General features: G+C 66.8%; 12 protein-coding genes. 6 read left to right on the forward strand and 6 right to left on the reverse strand.

Annotated features, from left to right (window positions below):
* The 3 genes from QZ332_RS06620 to QZ332_RS06630 all read right to left on the reverse strand — a co-directional run.
* Window positions 1-1,501 (reverse strand): iron ABC transporter permease (locus QZ332_RS06620; RefSeq protein ID WP_295763900.1); only part of this gene is annotated, 1,501 nt, incomplete at its 3' end.
* A gap of 342 nt (window positions 1,502-1,843) precedes the next feature.
* Entirely contained in the window at window positions 1,844-3,574 is a 1,731-nt protein-coding gene (locus tag QZ332_RS06625) for an ABC transporter ATP-binding protein (RefSeq protein ID WP_295763903.1), read from the reverse strand.
* Complete coding sequence (locus QZ332_RS06630; RefSeq protein ID WP_295763906.1) at window positions 3,571-5,283, reverse strand: ABC transporter ATP-binding protein; 1,713 nt, start codon at window positions 5,281-5,283, stop codon at window positions 3,571-3,573. Before QZ332_RS06630 ends, QZ332_RS06625 begins: the two co-directional genes overlap by 4 nt.
* A 284-nt stretch (window positions 5,284-5,567) precedes the next feature.
* Here QZ332_RS06630 and QZ332_RS06635 point away from each other — a divergent pair, with 284 nt between their 5' ends.
* A complete protein-coding gene (locus QZ332_RS06635; RefSeq protein ID WP_295763909.1) occupies window positions 5,568-7,703 on the forward strand; it encodes a response regulator in 2,136 nt (711 codons plus the stop codon).
* Between the two features lie 209 nt (window positions 7,704-7,912).
* Here the strand turns inward: QZ332_RS06635 and QZ332_RS06640 are convergent, their stop codons facing one another.
* Entirely contained in the window at window positions 7,913-8,704 is a 792-nt protein-coding gene (locus tag QZ332_RS06640) for a hypothetical protein (protein WP_295763912.1), read from the reverse strand.
* Window positions 8,705-8,788: 84 nt separating this feature from the next.
* Between QZ332_RS06640 and QZ332_RS06645 the strand changes: the two genes are divergently transcribed.
* The 3 genes from QZ332_RS06645 (at window position 8,789) to QZ332_RS06655 (ending at window position 10,572) form a co-directional block, all read left to right on the forward strand.
* Window positions 8,789-9,304, forward strand: a complete 516-nt coding sequence (locus QZ332_RS06645; RefSeq protein WP_295763915.1) for a YqeG family HAD IIIA-type phosphatase — start codon at window positions 8,789-8,791, stop codon at window positions 9,302-9,304.
* 147 nt (window positions 9,305-9,451) lie between these two features.
* A complete protein-coding gene (gene efp, locus QZ332_RS06650; protein ID WP_295763918.1) occupies window positions 9,452-10,021 on the forward strand; it encodes an elongation factor P in 570 nt (189 codons plus the stop codon).
* A 113-nt stretch (window positions 10,022-10,134) separates the two neighbouring features.
* Complete coding sequence (locus QZ332_RS06655; protein WP_295763921.1) at window positions 10,135-10,572, forward strand: CD1247 N-terminal domain-containing protein; 438 nt, start codon at window positions 10,135-10,137, stop codon at window positions 10,570-10,572.
* 91 nt (window positions 10,573-10,663) lie between these two features.
* Here QZ332_RS06655 and QZ332_RS06660 read toward each other — a convergent pair whose 3' ends face one another.
* Window positions 10,664-11,167: a GNAT family N-acetyltransferase gene (locus QZ332_RS06660; RefSeq protein WP_295763924.1), complete on the reverse strand. Its 504-nt coding sequence runs from the start codon at window positions 11,165-11,167 to the stop codon at window positions 10,664-10,666.
* A gap of 238 nt (window positions 11,168-11,405) precedes the next feature.
* A complete protein-coding gene (gene spoIIP / locus QZ332_RS06665; protein ID WP_295763926.1) occupies window positions 11,406-12,599 on the reverse strand; it encodes a stage II sporulation protein P in 1,194 nt (397 codons plus the stop codon).
* A 163-nt stretch (window positions 12,600-12,762) separates the two neighbouring features.
* On the opposite strand from spoIIP, the gene QZ332_RS06670 reads away from it, so the two are divergent.
* Window positions 12,763-14,025: an EF-P 5-aminopentanol modification-associated protein YfmF gene (locus tag QZ332_RS06670; protein ID WP_295763928.1), complete on the forward strand. Its 1,263-nt coding sequence runs from the start codon at window positions 12,763-12,765 to the stop codon at window positions 14,023-14,025.
* Window positions 14,022-15,293, forward strand: a complete 1,272-nt coding sequence (locus tag QZ332_RS06675; protein WP_295763931.1) for an EF-P 5-aminopentanol modification-associated protein YfmH — start codon at window positions 14,022-14,024, stop codon at window positions 15,291-15,293. The genes QZ332_RS06670 and QZ332_RS06675 overlap by 4 nt, the downstream gene beginning before the upstream one ends.
* Window positions 15,294-15,296 lie beyond the last annotated feature (3 nt).

The raw sequence follows: 15,296 nt of genomic DNA on the forward strand, positions 1-15,296 counted from the left end.
GCATGTTGGCGGTACCGGACCGGCTGGCGAAGGGGAAGTGCTTGACCACGGAGGTGAGGACGATCAAGGTGAAGGAGCCATACAGCGAGGGGATCAGGCCGCCGAAATGAGGCACGCTGAACATGGAGAAGTACATGGTGGAGAACGCCACGCCGCTCATCAGGTAGGGCACGAAGACCAGCTGCTCGGTGAGGTTGCCGTACCACTTGCCGCGGCCGCGGGAGCTGATGTAGCCCAGGAACTGGCCGCAGAAGGCGGTGATGATGGAGGTGATGATGGTCAGCCGGACCGTGTTCCACAGGGCGCTGAAGAACTCCGGATTGCGGAAGATGCCCGCGTAGTTGGTGTATCTCTCCGCCTCGCCGGCCTTGCCGATCCAGTTGTAGAGGGTCAGGTTGTTCATGCCGTAGCCCGCGCCGGTGGTGATCTGGAAGGTCTCCATGATCAGCACGAAGAAGGGCATCACCATGGCCAGGAACAGGAACACGGCGAGGAACGCCATCATGGGCTTCTTGGCCGCGCCCAGAGGCATCAGGGTGCTCCGGCCGCCCTTGCCGCCGACGGTGGCATAGGACTTGCGGACGCCGATGGCCTTCTGGTTGCTCATCAGGATCAAAGCGGCCAGACCCACCAGGACGATGGACATGGCGTAGCCGACGCCGCGGGGGCCCTGGTCGATGTAGACGCGCATCCGGGTGGCCAGGGTGTAATAGCCGATGCGGTTGCCCAGGTTGGCGGCCACGCCGTAAGTGCCGATGGACTTACTGACGGTCATGACCAGGGCGGACAGCACGGAGGGGAGGATCAGCGGCAGGGTGATGTAGCGCAGGATCTGGACCTTGTTCGCGCCCTGGATCTCGCCCATCTCCTCCAGCTCCGAGTTGATGGAGCGGAGGGCGCCGGAGACCTGGATGTAAGAGAACGCGTAGTAGTGCATGGACATGCACAGCACGATGGCCGTGGGGCCGTAGGCCAGCCAGTCCGGGATCGGTATCCCCATACCGGTGAGGAACCCGTTGGCGCCGCTGGTGGGCGTCCGGAACACCGCCAGCCAGGCGATGGCCTTGGTCCAGGAGGGGATCATGTAGGGCACCGTGATCAGGATGCCCAGGATCTTCTTGCCGGGGAGGTCGGTACGGATCATCAGCCACGCCAGCACGGAGCCCAGGGGCACGGAGATCAGCGTGGTGAACAGGCCGCAGATGAAGGAGTGGAGCAGGGGCTCCCAAAGCACGGCCTTGGACAGGGAGCTTGCCAGCATGTACTGCCAGTAGTAGAGCGTGAAGTCGCCTACGCTGGCGCCCTTGACCCGGCGGAGCTCGCCCTGGGCCAGGGTGAAGGTGGACTTGATCATGGTCAGCAGGGGGATGATGATCAGGCAGAACAGCACCACCAGGCTGACCAGCACGACCATGTTGAAGGGGTTTTTGAGCACGTTCAGGATCAGGTTCTTCAGCCGACGGGGCGTCAGCTTTTTTCTGGGGGGTCTTTCCTTTGTCACAGTGACTGCATTCGACACGATAACACCTCTTTCTGATAACTGCCGGGAGCTTCGCGGGCGGGACGGAGTCCTCCCTTTCCGGTCACGCCCGGGGGCCGTCTGCGCGGGGGACAGGGGCCGCTTTGCGCAAACGTTTGCGATTTCCTGTGTTCATTATAAGAAATTTTGCTGGGGTTTGTCAATTGTCATGCTCCCGATTTTAGGGGGGCTTTTTTATTCAATTTCACGATTTGTTTACGATCTAGACAAATGGGACCGTCGTAATTTTGTTATTTTGCCACTTGCATTTTTTTGGGATCTCTGAATGTGCGGATACGTTTTCGTCGAACTCGTCCCCTGCCGCTACGCCTGGAACTGGGCAGCGTAGAGCTGGGCGTAAACGCCTCCGGCGGCGAGCAGCTCCTGGTGGGTGCCCTGCTCCGCGGCCCCGCCCCGGTCCAGCACCAGGATGCGGTCCGCTCCCCGGATGGTGGCCAGCCGGTGGGCGATGACGAAGCAGGTCCGCCCCTGGCGCAGCCGCTCCATGGCCAGGCCGATCTCCCCCTCCGTCTCCGTGTCCACGTTGCTGGTGGCCTCGTCCAGGATGACGATGTCCGCGTCGGTGAGCAGGCACCGGGCGATGGCCAGCAGCTGTTTCTGCCCTTTGGAGATGCCCTCGTCGGTGAGGACCGTATCGTAGCCCTGGGGCAGGGAGGAGATGAAGCGGTGGATGCGGGCGGCCTTGGCCGCTTCCACGATCTGCTCCCGCCCGGCCCCCGGCGTGCCGTAGGCGATGTTCTCCGCGATGGTGCCGCCGAAGAGCCAGGTGTCCTGCAGCACCAGGGCCAGGCGGCGGCGCAGGCCGTCCCGGCTGTAGGAGGCGACGGGCACGCCGTCGATGGTAATGGATCCGCTCTGGGGATCGTAGAACCGGAGGAGGAGGGAGACCAGCGTGGTCTTCCCCGCCCCGGTGGGGCCGACGACGGCGGCGAGGCTCCCCGCCGGGATGTGGGCGGTGAAGTCCCGGAGGACGGGGCGGGCGGGGTCGTAGCCGAAGGTCACGTGGTCGAAGCGGATATCCCCCTCCAGGTGCCCGGCGGGGACGGCCCCCGGCGGGTCCCCGGGCTCCAGGGGCTCGTCCAGCAGGTCCAGCACCCGCTCCGCCGCCGCGGCGCTGGCCTGGAGCTCCGCCAGGAGGTTCGCCGCCTCCCGGATGGGGCCGGAGAACTTCCGGGAATACAGGACGAAGGAGGACAGGTCCCCCAGGGTCAGCCCCCCGCCCAGATACAGCAGCGCCCCGAAAACGCTCACGGCGGTCAGGGAGATGTTGTTGACGAAGTTCACCGAGGGCCCCAGGGACGCGCTGGCCCGGTCCGCGTCGTAATAGGCTTTGGAGGCCGAGGCGTTGCGCTCCTCGAAGAGCTCCAGATCCGCCGCCTCCACGCCGTAGGTCCGGATGGACCGCCGGCAGCCCATCCGCTCCTCGGCGAAGCCGTTGAGGGCCCCCAGCTCCTTGGAGCGGAGGCGGAAGAGGGGATGGACCCGCTTCATCTGGAAGCGGGTCAGGACCATGGACAGCGGCACGGTGACGAAGAACACCAGGGTCAGCCGGGGCGAGAGGAGCAGGAGCATCAGGAAGGACCCCGCCACGGTGAAGACGCTGGTGCCCAGCTGGAGCAGGTCCGTGGAGAGGGTGGCGTTGACCGTGTCCACGTCGTAGCACACCCGGCTGATCAGGTCCCCCGCCGGATGGGTGTCGAAGTAGTCCACCGGCAGCTCGCTCATGCGGTCGAAGGCGGCCTCCCGCAGATCGTGGGACACGGCCTGGGCCGTCCGGATGAGGCGGGAGGAGACGGTGTAATTCAGTAAAGAGGAGAGCGCGTAGCAGGCCAGCATCCCGGCGCAGCTCCGGAAGACGCCGGGGAAGTCCACGCCCCCTGCCCGGATGCCCACGGCGTCCACCGCCCGGCCGGAGAGGAGGGGCGCAGCCAGGGCCAGCAGGTTCCCCGCCAGCAGCAGGACCAGGAGCAGGAGGAACTGGAAGCCGTAGGGCCGGAGGAAGCGGCCCAGGCGGACGAGCACGTTCTTTTTCATCCCAGCCCTCCCATCTGCAGTTCCGCCATGCGGCGGTATCGGTCACAGCTCTCCAAAAGCTGAGCGTGGGTCCCCTGCGCGGCGATCGCGCCCTCCTCCAGCACCAGGATGCGGTCCGCTCCCCGGAGGGAGGCCACCCGTTCGGAGACGACCACCAGGGTCACGCCGGGGAAGTCCCGCCGGATGGCGGCGTGGAGGGCGGAAGCGGTGCGGTAGTCCAGGGCGCTGTCGGCGCTGTCCAGGATCAGGACGCCGGGCCGGGCCGCCAGGGCCCTGGCGATCAGCAGCCGCTGGCGCTGCCCGCCGGAGAGGTTGGCCCCCCGGATGTCCAGCCTGGCGTCCAGCCCGCCGGGCATGGCCTGGATGAACTCCCACGCCTGGGCGGTCCGGGCGGCGGCCTCCGCGTCCTCCCGGGGGAGCCGGCGGAGGAAGGAGATGTTCTCATAAACGCTGTCGTTCAGCAGGGCCTCGTTCTGGAACACCACGCCGAAGCGGCCCCGGAGGTCCTCCCGGCTGAGGGTGGACACGTCCCGTCCCCCCACCCAGACGACGCCCTCGTCCGCGTCGTAGAGCCGGAGGAGGAGGGCGATCAGCGTGGTCTTCCCCGCCCCGGTGGGGCCGAGGATGCCCAAGGTCTCTCCTTTATCCAATGAGAAACCCGCCCCGGCCAGGTCCTCCTCCACTCCCAGATAGGAGAAGGATACGCCCTCCATCCCCAGCTCGGGGCCTCCGGCCTCCCCCTCTCCCGGGAGGCGGACCGGCTGGCCCTCCGGGGCCAGCAGCACCTCCTCGATGCGCCGGGCGGAGGCCACGCCCTTGCTGAAGCGGACGAAGAGCTTCGCCAAGCCCAGCGTGGCGGTCTGGATCAGCGTGAAATAGGACAGGAAGGCCACGATCTGCCCGGAGGCCATCTGCCCCCGGTCCACCAGGACCGCCCCCGCCAGCACCACCAGCACCAGCCCCAGGTTCAGCAGGAAGTCCGAAAGCGGGTTCGCCGCGGCCATGATCCGTCCGGCGGCCTCCTCGGCCTCCCGGGCCTCCCGGCTGGCGGCGGCGAAGCGCTCCCGCTCCCGCCCCTGGCAGGCCAGGGCCTTCACCACCCGGACGCCGGAGGCGTTCTCCCGGATGACCCGCACCACCGTGTCCACCGCCTCCTGGGACCGCGTATAGCGGGGCACGCCCTTGCGGGTCACCAGGGCGATGGCGCAGAAGGTGGCGGAGCACACCGCCAGCTGCACCAGCGCCAGGGCCGGGGCCTGGAAGAAGGTCAGCACCAGTCCGCCCAGCACCAGCATGGGCGCCCGGATGCCGCCGCGCTGGATCTTGTCGAACATCTGGTGGACGTTATAGGTGTCGTTGGTCAGGCGGGAGACCAGGGACGACACGGAGAACCGGTCCATCTGGGCCTGGGACAGCAGCAGCGTCCTCCGGTAAAGGTCCCGGCGCAGGCTCTGGGTCATGTCCATGGACACCCACGCGGCCATGCGGTTGGCGGTGATGTTGCAGAACGCCGCGCCGAAGGCCATCAGCAACATGAGCCCCCCGGCCCGGAAGACCCCCGTCAGGTCCCGGGCGGGGACGCAGTCGTCGATGATGTGGGCCAGCAGCAGGGGGAGGAGCAGCTCCAGCACAGCGGCGGAGAACTTCACCGTCACGCCCACGGCGACCCGCGGCGCGTGAGGGCGGAGATAACCGAGGATCGTCTTCATAGGGCCCTCCTTTCGGATCGGATCTGCTCAAACGTTTGCGGTAAAACTGTCACTATGATACTACGTCCCGCGCCGCCAAGTCAATCCACCGGAGAGGACAATTTTGACACTTTCCCCGTTTTTCCGGAAAGGCCCCCGCCGGAGGCGGCGGCGCGCCGGACGCCCGGGGCCGCGCGCAGCCTTATAAAAGCGGGGCGCGGCTGCAAATCATGCGTGACAAATCGGGACGGCTGTGGTATGATGGCATATGATCGTATCCATATCTGGAAAGGAGGCCCCGCCCCATGATCGACCACCATGGCCTGATCGAGTACCTGCTGACCCCCGGCGGTGGCCTGCCGGATCGGGAGGGCCTCACCGCCCAGGAGGTCAAGCGCTTCACCGACGAGATGCCCGGCGGCTTTTTCATCTACCGGGACGACACCGGCCATGTCCTCTATGCCAACCGGGCCCTCCTGCACATCTTTGGCTGTGACACCATGTCGGAGTTCCGCCGCCTCACCGGCGGCACCTTCTCCGGGCTCGTCCACCCCGACGACCGGGACGCCGTCATGAAGAGCATCGATGAGCAGATCTCCCACAACAGCTTCGACCTGGACTACGTGGAATACCGGATCGTCCGCCGGGACGGGTCCGTGTGCTGGGTGGAGGATTTCGGGCATTACATCGAGACCGAGAAGCTGGGCGGCGTGTTCTACGTCTTCCTGGCCGACGCCACCGAGCGCCGCCACCGCCGCATGGCGGAGCGGGCGGCGATCTTGGAGGAGAAGCTGCAAAAGGAGCGGGAGCTCCAGGAGCAGGCGGAGCAGACCGCCGGGTTCCTCGAGCAGATGAACGACGAGCTGACCCGCCGCCTGGAACTGATCGAGGGCCTCAGCGCAGATTACGAGACGGTCTTCCACGCCGACCTGGAGCAGGACCAGATCCAGCCCTACCGGGTCAGCGGCCGGGCCTGGTTCCAGTTCGGCCGGGATCTGCAGGTCCGGCCCTTCACGGGCTTCGCCGAGGCGTACACGGACCTCTGGGTCCATCCGGAGGACCGGGCGCTGTTCCGCCGCTCCGTGGACCCGGCGTACATCCGCGCGTCCCTGAAGGCGCAGAAGTCCTATCATGTGAACTACCGCCTCCTCCACGGCGGGGAGCCGGAGTATGTCCAGGCGTTCGTGGTGAACGTCAGCCCGGAGATGGGCGTGACGCAGATCATGTTCGGCTGCCGGACGGTGGACGAGGAGGTCCGCCGGGAGCGGGCCCGGACGGCCATGCTGGAGGACGCGCTCCAGCAGGCGAAGCTGGCGGGAGAGGCCCGGAACACGTTTTTGAGCAACATGTCCCACGACATGCGCACGCCGATGAACGCCATCGTGGGCTTCACGGCCCTGGCGAAGCGGCACCTGCACGACCCGGAGCGTCTGGAGAAGGACCTGGACCGGATCGAGGAGGCCAGCGGGCGGCTCCTGCGGCTGGTGAACGACGTGCTGGAGCTGAGCTGGCTGGAGTCGGGCAAGGTCCACATCGACGAGACGGCCTGCGCCCTGCCGGACCTGGCGCGGGAGGTCCTGGAGGCCGTCCGGTCCCGGGCGGCGGAAAAGGGCGTGGGGCTGACCCTGGATCTGCCGGAGATGGAGCACCCGAAGATATGGTGCGACCGGCCCAAGCTGCAGCAGGCCCTGGGACGGCTGGCGGCCGGCGCGGTGCAGAGCGTCGTCCCCGGCGGGCGGGTGCGCCTGTCCATCCGGGAGCGGAGCTCCACCCGCGCTTACGGGGCCTATACGTTCACGGCGGACTGCTTCGGGCTGGAGCGGTCCCTGTCCGACCTGTTCCGGCCCTTCGAGCGCCGGGAGATCACCGCCGCCGGCGACGCGGCGGGGGCAGATCCCGGGCTGTCCGTGGCCCGGCACATCATCGAGCTGATGGGCGGCACGGTCAAGACGGAGCCGCTGGAGGGCGAAGGCGCCCCGGGCCGCTTCACGGCGACGCTGAACCTGCGGCTGCAGGAGGAGGCGGCGCTCCAGGCGGGGGGCTCCCGGAACGGGGAGCGCCGGGTGCTGGTAGTGGAGGACAACGAGCTGAACCGGGAGATCGCCGTGGACCTCCTGGAGGAGGCGGGCTTCCTGGTGGAGACCGCCGAGGACGGCGCGCAGGGCCTGGAGAAGGTGCGCAGCTCCCATCCGGGGTATTACGCCCTGGTGCTGATGGACCTGCGGATGCCGGTGATGGACGGCCACGCCGCCGCCCGGGCCATCCGCGCGCTGGAGGACCCGGGGCTGGCGAACGTGCCGATCGTGGCGCTGTCGGCGAACACCTTCGATGAGGACCGGAAGCAGTCCGCGGAGAGCGGCATGAACGCCCACCTGGCCAAGCCCCTGAACATCGACCGCCTGCTGGAGCTGATCTCCAGCCTCACCGGATGTGAGACATGAGGGAGCCGCCGTGATCCCCATCACGGCGGCTCAGAGCGTCAAAAAAGAAGGGCGACTCCATCGACGGGAAGGAAGAGAGTTACGAGAGGGACCCAGGAAGGGTCCCTTTCGTTTTCAATGATAAGTTTTCAGAACTTTTCGAACGTTCTGAAAACTTGCTCCGCCTGTCGAAAAAGTCTTTTCGACAGGCGGAGCCGCCGTGATCTCCATCACGGCGGCTTTTTGTTCCCCCGCCAGGGCGCGAACAGGCGGGGGGCGATGTCCCGGACCTCCGGCCACATGAAGAAGGCGGCGGCGAACCCCATCCCGGCCCCCAGCCGGAGCTTCTGGTTCAGGGTGTCCGCGTCGTCGAAGAGGACGAAGTGGGCCTCCCCGTCCCGGCTGTAGGTGAAGTAGCGGGCGCAGAGGTCCTGGGAGAAGAAGACCGCGGGGCCCTCCCGCTCCATGAGGGCCTCCAGCGCCTCGCCGGTGAGGGGCTCCCCCTCCCCGGAGCGGGCGGGGAGGCGGAAGTCCATGCGGAGCCGCTGCACGTCCAGGGCCAGCCGCCCGGCTCCGCCGGCCCGGCCCACGGCCTCCTGGAGGTATTCCGAGAAGCTCCCCCCGGAGACGGCGGTGCACAGCAGCACGATCCCTCCGGGGGCGGCGCCGGCATAGCGCTCCGGCAGGTACAGCGCCCGCCGGGAGGCCGACAGCGCCGGCGCCAGGACGGACACGAAGGCGGTCCGGTCCCGCCGGGGGGGCTCCTCGAAGTCCAGCAGCACGCCGGGATAGCCCCGCCGGCCGCACTCCCGGAGCACCGCGTCCCGCAGCTCCTCCGGGCTGTCGATGAAGGCCGCGTCGCGGTCGCTGACGGACAGCAGCCCGCCCTTGGTCTGGAGCAGCAGGCTCTGCCGCAGCAGGGCGGAGCCCGGCCCGATGCGGTAGGCCACATGGGCCAGGTTCCGGCAGTGTGCTTGTGCCTCCTGGGACGCCTCGGGCGTCACGGCCAGATAGATCTGCAAATCCCTCTCCCCCTTGCGCCGGATCTGAAAAGCTGGTATACTGAGGATGACTTCAAACGATCTTATGCGAGGAGGCCGCCGCCTATGCCCCTTTCCCTGATCCCCTCCCGCCTGTTCGGGAGCTACCGGGACGTGACGCCGGAGCTGCTGCGCCGGGCGGGGGTGACCCTGCTCCTCAGCGACCTGGACTTCACCCTGGCTCCCAAGTCCGTCCGCAGGCCGGACCCGGCCCTCCGGGAGTGGATCGGGAGGATGGGGGCGGCGGGCATCCGGGTGACGATCGTCTCCAACAACCGCTCCGGCTCCCGGGTCACGGAGTTCTGCGCGGACCTCGGCATCCCCTACCAGGGCCGCGCCGGGAAGCCCTCCACCCGCGGCCTGGAGGCCGCCATGGCCCGCGCCGGGACGGACCGGGCCCACACCGCCATGCTGGGGGACAAGCTGCTGACGGACATGCTGGCGGCCAACCGGGCGGGGGTGCTGGCCCTGATGGTGGAGCCCCTGGGCGGCGCGGCGACGCCCTGGCAGAAGGTCCTGCACGCGCTCCAGGCCCCGTTCAAGGCGGCCTGCCGCCGGCGGGAGCGAAATATTTTTGGATGACCCTGTCCCAATCGTGGAAAAATACTTGCAATCACTGCCAGGATGGGATAAAATAGCCTCGGCTATGATGGAAGGACCATGGAAAGAGAGAAAATGCCCTCCTTGCGGGTCGTTTTCTCATACAAGATTTGTAAGGAGGATATCACTATGCCAACGATTTCTGCCGGCGATTTCCGGAAGGGTATGATCTTCGAGATGGAGGGCAAGCCCATGCTGGTGGTGGACTTCCAGCACGTGAAGCCCGGTAAGGGCGCCGCCTTCGTGCGCACCAAGTACAAGAACGTCATCACCGGGGCCATCCGCGAGGAGTCCTTCAACCCCACCGCCAAGTTCGAGCAGGCCAGCGTGGAGCGCAAGGACGCCGAGTACAGCTACAACGACGGCGACCTGTACTACTTCATGGATCCCGAGACCTACGACATGTCCCCCCTGAACCGGGACGTGCTGGGCGAGGCGTTCAAGTTCATGAAGGAGAACACCGTCTGCAAGCTGGTGAGCTATAAGGGCAATGTCTTCACCGTGGAGGTCCCCAACTTCATGGATCTGGAGGTCACGGAGACCGAGCCCGGCGTGAAGGGCGACACCGCCACCAACGTGACGAAGAAGGCCACCCTGGAGACCGGCGCGGTGATCCAGGTGCCCCTGTTCATCAACGAGGGCGAGAAGATCCAGGTCGACACCCGCACGGGCGAGTACTTGGGCCGCTGCAAAGAGTAAGGCCGCTTGAAGGGGGGGATCCCATCCCCTCCTTTTCGATCCCCCGCGATGCCGGGGGAGCATCCCATTTCCCCACCCAGCGGACATTTTGTTATAAAAAGGAGGAACCTGCCATGGAGATCACGGAGAAGGTCGCGTATCTGAAGGGCCTGGCGGAAGGCATGGACCTGGACACCGGCAAGAAGGAGGGCAAGCTCTTGGCCGCCATCATCGACGTGCTGGAGGACATCGCCCTGGAGCTCAGCGACATCGAGGACGCCCAGGAAGAGCTGGGCGACGGGCTGGACGCCGTCAGCGACGATCTGGAGGACGTGGAGGACCTGCTCTACGGTGAAGACGACGAGGACGACGACGAAGACGCCTATGAGCTGGACGATCTGGGCGAGGACGAGGAGTGCTACGCCACCACCTGCCCCACCTGCGAGGAGACCATCTACTTCGACGAGTCCGTCCTGGAGGACGGCGCGGTCATCTGTCCCAACTGCGGCGAGAAGCTGGAGTTCGATCTGGACAGCCTGGACGAGGACGGGGACGAGGACAGCGAGGGATAAGCGCCCCGACGCGCGTGATACGCAAGCAAAAAGCCGGATGCTCAGGCATCCGGCTTTCGTCTGCTTGGAAAGCGCGATACGGCAAGGGCCCTCAGCCCAGTATCTTATCGTACGCCAGCTTCGGTCCGCCCTGGAAAACGATGGTGCCGCAGTTCACGAACCCGTTCTTCGTCAGGATATGCTGCATCCGTTTATTGGGCAGATCCGTATCCACGCGGATGATCGAGACCGCCTTCTCGCCGCAGAACTCCTCGATCAGCCGGAACGCCGCGTCCGCCAGTCCCATGCCCCGGAACGCGGCGGAAAACGCCATGCGGTGCACGACGGCATAAGGCCCTTCCGCCCTCCATCTCCCGTCGATGTCCGCGTAAGCCGGCTCGCCGTCAAGATCGATGCACAGATAGCCGGCGATCCTGCCGTCCGCCAGGAGGGCATATCCCTTCCCCTCCCGGATGTCTCCCTTCACCGTGTCGAGGGTGGGATAATCCTCCGTCCACTGCGTGAAGCCCTGCTCCTGCTGGAACTCCCGGCCCATTTGGATGATGCCGTAGTATTCCTCCGCGTGTTCCATCACAGCCAGTTCAAGTGTGTTCATTCGATCTTGTCCTTTCATCGGGGCCCGGATCCATGGCCGGGGACGCCGGGCGGAGGCGGGAGGCCCGCTCGGGCGGCGTCATGCGGCGGCGGATACCGGTCCTAAGTATCCATGGGCCGGGCGTGTCCGCCCTTCAGCCTGCCGCTTATTATACATGGAACGATCTGTTTTGTAAAATGAAAAGATCGAAACGGATACTTCACGGATATCGAACGGTCCCGCGAAGCGGGAGCGGTCCCTAAGGGGCCTCCTGTGCGCCCTCCTCGTCCCCCGCCCCCGCTTTCAGCACCGCCGCCAGGCGCTCCGCGAACAGCCGCCCCGCCCGCACCGCCTCCTCCGGCGAGTTCCCCGCGGCCCCCACCTCCACCAGGAGGGACCCGGTGGTGGCGTGCTGGTTATACCGGGAGTTCCGCAGCAGCACCGGGCGCATCAGGGTCGGGTAATGCTCCAGGATGTCCTGCTGCACCGCCGTTGCCAGGCGCAGGTTCTCCATCCAGTCCGGATGCTCCAGCCCGCTGCCGTCGCTGCCGATGACCAGGGACATCTGGGCCGCCACCCCCTCGCCCTCGATCTCCGACACCGCCTTATACTGGTTCCCCTGCCCGTCCTCGATGGCGTCCCGGTGGACGTCCAGGATGGACCGGATGGAGGGATACTCCTTTAAGTACTTTTGGATGGACGCCAGCGCCCGGTCATAGGCCCCGTTGTAGGAGGGGTAGTCGTACAGCGTCCGGTCATGGAGGACGGAGATGCCCGCCTCCCCGAAGACCTCCGCCATCTCGTCCCCCACGCGGACCACGTTATAGCGGTAGTCCGTGGTCCGGTAGTCCCCGGACCAGACGATCTCCGTCCCCGGGACGGGCGTATAGGACTCGCTGCCGTGGGTATGCAGGATCAGCACCTGGGGCCCCTCCTCCCCCAGCGCCGCCGCGAAGGGCTTTTGCAGGTCCGGGATGGACAGCTCGCGGCCGGTGGAGTTGCTGATATACACCCGCCCGCAGACGGTATAGCCGCTGGGGTCCGTGGGGATCAGCGTCTTGGCGGGGACGCCGTTATCCTCCGCCGCCGGGGCGGCGGGCTCTACCGGGGTCTCCTCCACCGGCTTGGCCACGGGGGCCTTGGTCTCCCCGTCCTCCTCCGCCGTCTCCTGCCGCTCCAGGCTCCACAGCTCCGCCACGTCTCCCCGCGCCGACAGCAGCAGCGGGGACTCCCCGATCGTCATCGCCGCCGCCGGGGACAGCCCGTCCCCATCCCACAGGTCCCCCAGCTCCCAGCGGAGCATCCGCTCCGGCAGGGCGTCCGCCAGCGCCTCCGCCGCGGAAGACGCCGTGTCGCTCCCCGCGGTGACGAAGGCGATCCACAGCGTCCCCGCCGCCAGGGCCGCCGCTTCCAGCCGCCGGAGGGATCCGGCCAGGCCCTTCTTTTGTTTCATAGTCGCTCACCTCTGGGACAACCTATGTCCAGCGGGCAGGAAATATGCCTCCCTCTTGCAATCCCGCCCTATCCAGTATATACTTGGATATCAAGACATGCATGACGATCGCGGCAAGACCCGAACACCGGATCTTCAGATCCCACAAAAGGAGTTGAACCTCGTGACAAGAAGCCAGCTCGCCGGCGGCGTGTACCTCACATACCTGCCGGCGAAGAAATTCAAGACCAGCCTCCTCTCCGCCCAGTTCGTCGTCCCCCTGGGATGGGAGACCGCCTCCGCCAACGCCCTCCTGGCCGCCATCCTCCGGCGGGGCACCGCCGCCTCCCCGGACATGGGGGCCCTCTCCGCCCGCCTGGACCAGCTCTACGGCGCCCGGATCGACGTCACCATCCGCAAAAAGGGCGAGGCCCAGTGCGTGGGCTTCGTCGCCAGCCTCATCGACGACGGCTTCGCCCTCGGCGGCGAGCGCCTGCTGGAGCCCGCCGCCGCCCTTTTGGGCGAGCTGATCTGCTCCCCCGTCACCGAGGACGGCCATTTCGTGACGGACTATTTCGAAAGCGAGAAGACCAACCTCATCGACGCCATCCGCAGCATCCTGAACGACAAGCGGGCCTACGCCGACAGCCGCCTCCTCCAGGAGATGTGCACCGGCGAGCCCTACGGCGTGCCCCGCCTGGGCAACGAGCAGATCGCCGCCGCCCTGTATCCCCAGCTGGTCTACGACGCCTACCGGGAGCTCATCGCCTCCTCCCGGCTGGAGATCGTCTACAGCGGCAGCGCCGAGCGCGCCCGCGTGGAGGACGCCCTCCGCTCCGCGCTGGCGGACCTCCCCCGGAAGGACGCGGGCCCCGCCCCCGCCCTGGTCCCCCACCCCCGCCCCGAAGGGCCCCGCTTCCTCACCGAGCGGCTGGACGTCACCCAGGGCAAGCTGGGCATGGGCTTCTCCTGCGGCAGTGAGGACGACACCGCCCTGCTGGTGGGCAACACCCTCTTCGGCGGCAGCAGCAACTCCAAGCTCTTCCTGAACGTCCGGGAAAAGCTGTCCTTGTGCTATTACGCCTCTTCCCTCTTCCACCGGCAGAAGGGGCTGATCACCGTCTCCTCCGGCATCGAGTTCGAGGACTACCAAAAAGCTCACGACGAGATCTGCGCCCAGCTCTCCGCCGTACAGGAGGGCCGGCTGGAGGACTGGGAGCTGGAGGCCGCGAAGAGCACCCTGCTGAACGCTTACGCCTCCATGGGCGACTCCCAGGGGAAGTTGGAGAACTTCTACCTGGGCCAGGCCGCCACCGGCCGGGACGAGTCCCCGGAGGACCTGGCGGAGAAGGTCCGCTCCGTCACGCCGGAGCGCATCTTCCAGGCCATGCGCACCGTGGAGCTGGATACCGTATACTTCTTACAGGGGAAGGAGGCGGAAGGATGAAGCCCGTCTTTTACGAGTCCCTGGGCGAGACCGTCTACCGCGAGACCCTGCCCAACGGCCTGGAGCTCCGGGTGGTCCCGAAGCCGGAGCATGCGAAGAAATACGCCTTCTTCGCCACGCGCTACGGCGGCATGGACACCCGCTTCCAGCTGAACGGCCAGTGGCTGGACACCCCCGCCGGCATCGCCCACTATCTGGAGCACAAGATGTTCGACACCAAGGAGGGCAACGCCCTCCAGGAGCTGGCCAAGAACGGTGCGGAGCCCAACGCCTTCACCTCCAACGCCATGACCGGCTATTACTTCGACTCCACGGACCACTTCGACGAGAACCTGGAGATCCTGCTCTCCTTCGTCTCCATCCCCTATTTCACCGAGGAGAGCGTCGCCAAGGAGCAGGGCATCATCGGCCAGGAGATCCGCATGATCGAAGACAACCCCGACTGGCAGATCTACGTCCGGCTGCTCCGCTCCCTCTACAGCGCCAACACCGTCCGGACCTCCATCGCCGGGACGGTGGAGAGCATCTCCCACATCACCGCCGAGACCCTCTACGACTGCCACAAGGCGTTCTACGCCCCCTCCAACATGATCTTGACCGTGGTGGGCGGCGTGGACCCCGTCCGGGTGTCCGACCTGGCCCGCCGGGTCCTGCCCAAGGAGGGCGGCCCCGTCATCCCCAGGGACTACGGCCAGGAGCCCGAGGCCGTGGCCCAGCGGGAGGCCCGCCTCTCTATGGAGGTCTCCAGCCCCCAGTTCCTCACCGGCTTCAAGTGCCGCCCCATCCCCGAGGGGGAGGGACAGCTCCGGGCGATGGTGCTGGGCGACATGGCCTGCGACCTGCTCTTCGGCGAGTCCAGCCCCCTGTACCAGCGCCTCTACAGCCAGGGGCTCATCAACTCCAGCTTCGGCGGGGACTTCGACCTGCTGCCCGGCGCCGCCTACCTCTACGCCGGGGGCGAGAGCAAGGATCCCCGCGCCGTGGCCGCCGCCCTCCAGGAGGAGGCGGACTGCCTGGTCCGGGAGGGCGTGGACGACGGCCTCTTCCAGCGGACCCTCCGGGCCAACTTCGGCTCCAGCCTCCGGGGGCTGAACTCCTTCGAGAACATCGCCGTCTCCCTCACCGAGGGCTGCTTCGGCGGTTACGACCCCTTCCGCTTCCCCCAGGTCTTCGACTCCATCCGGCAGGAGGACGTGCTGGAGTTCCTCCGGGACAACGTGACGCCGGAGCGGTCGGCCTTCAGCGAGATCGTACCCAAGGAGGCTTGATCC

Origin of the sequence: uncultured Oscillibacter sp., assembly GCF_910584465.1 — a bacterium.
In the GTDB taxonomy this organism is placed as follows: Bacteria; Bacillota; Clostridia; order Oscillospirales; family Oscillospiraceae; genus Oscillibacter.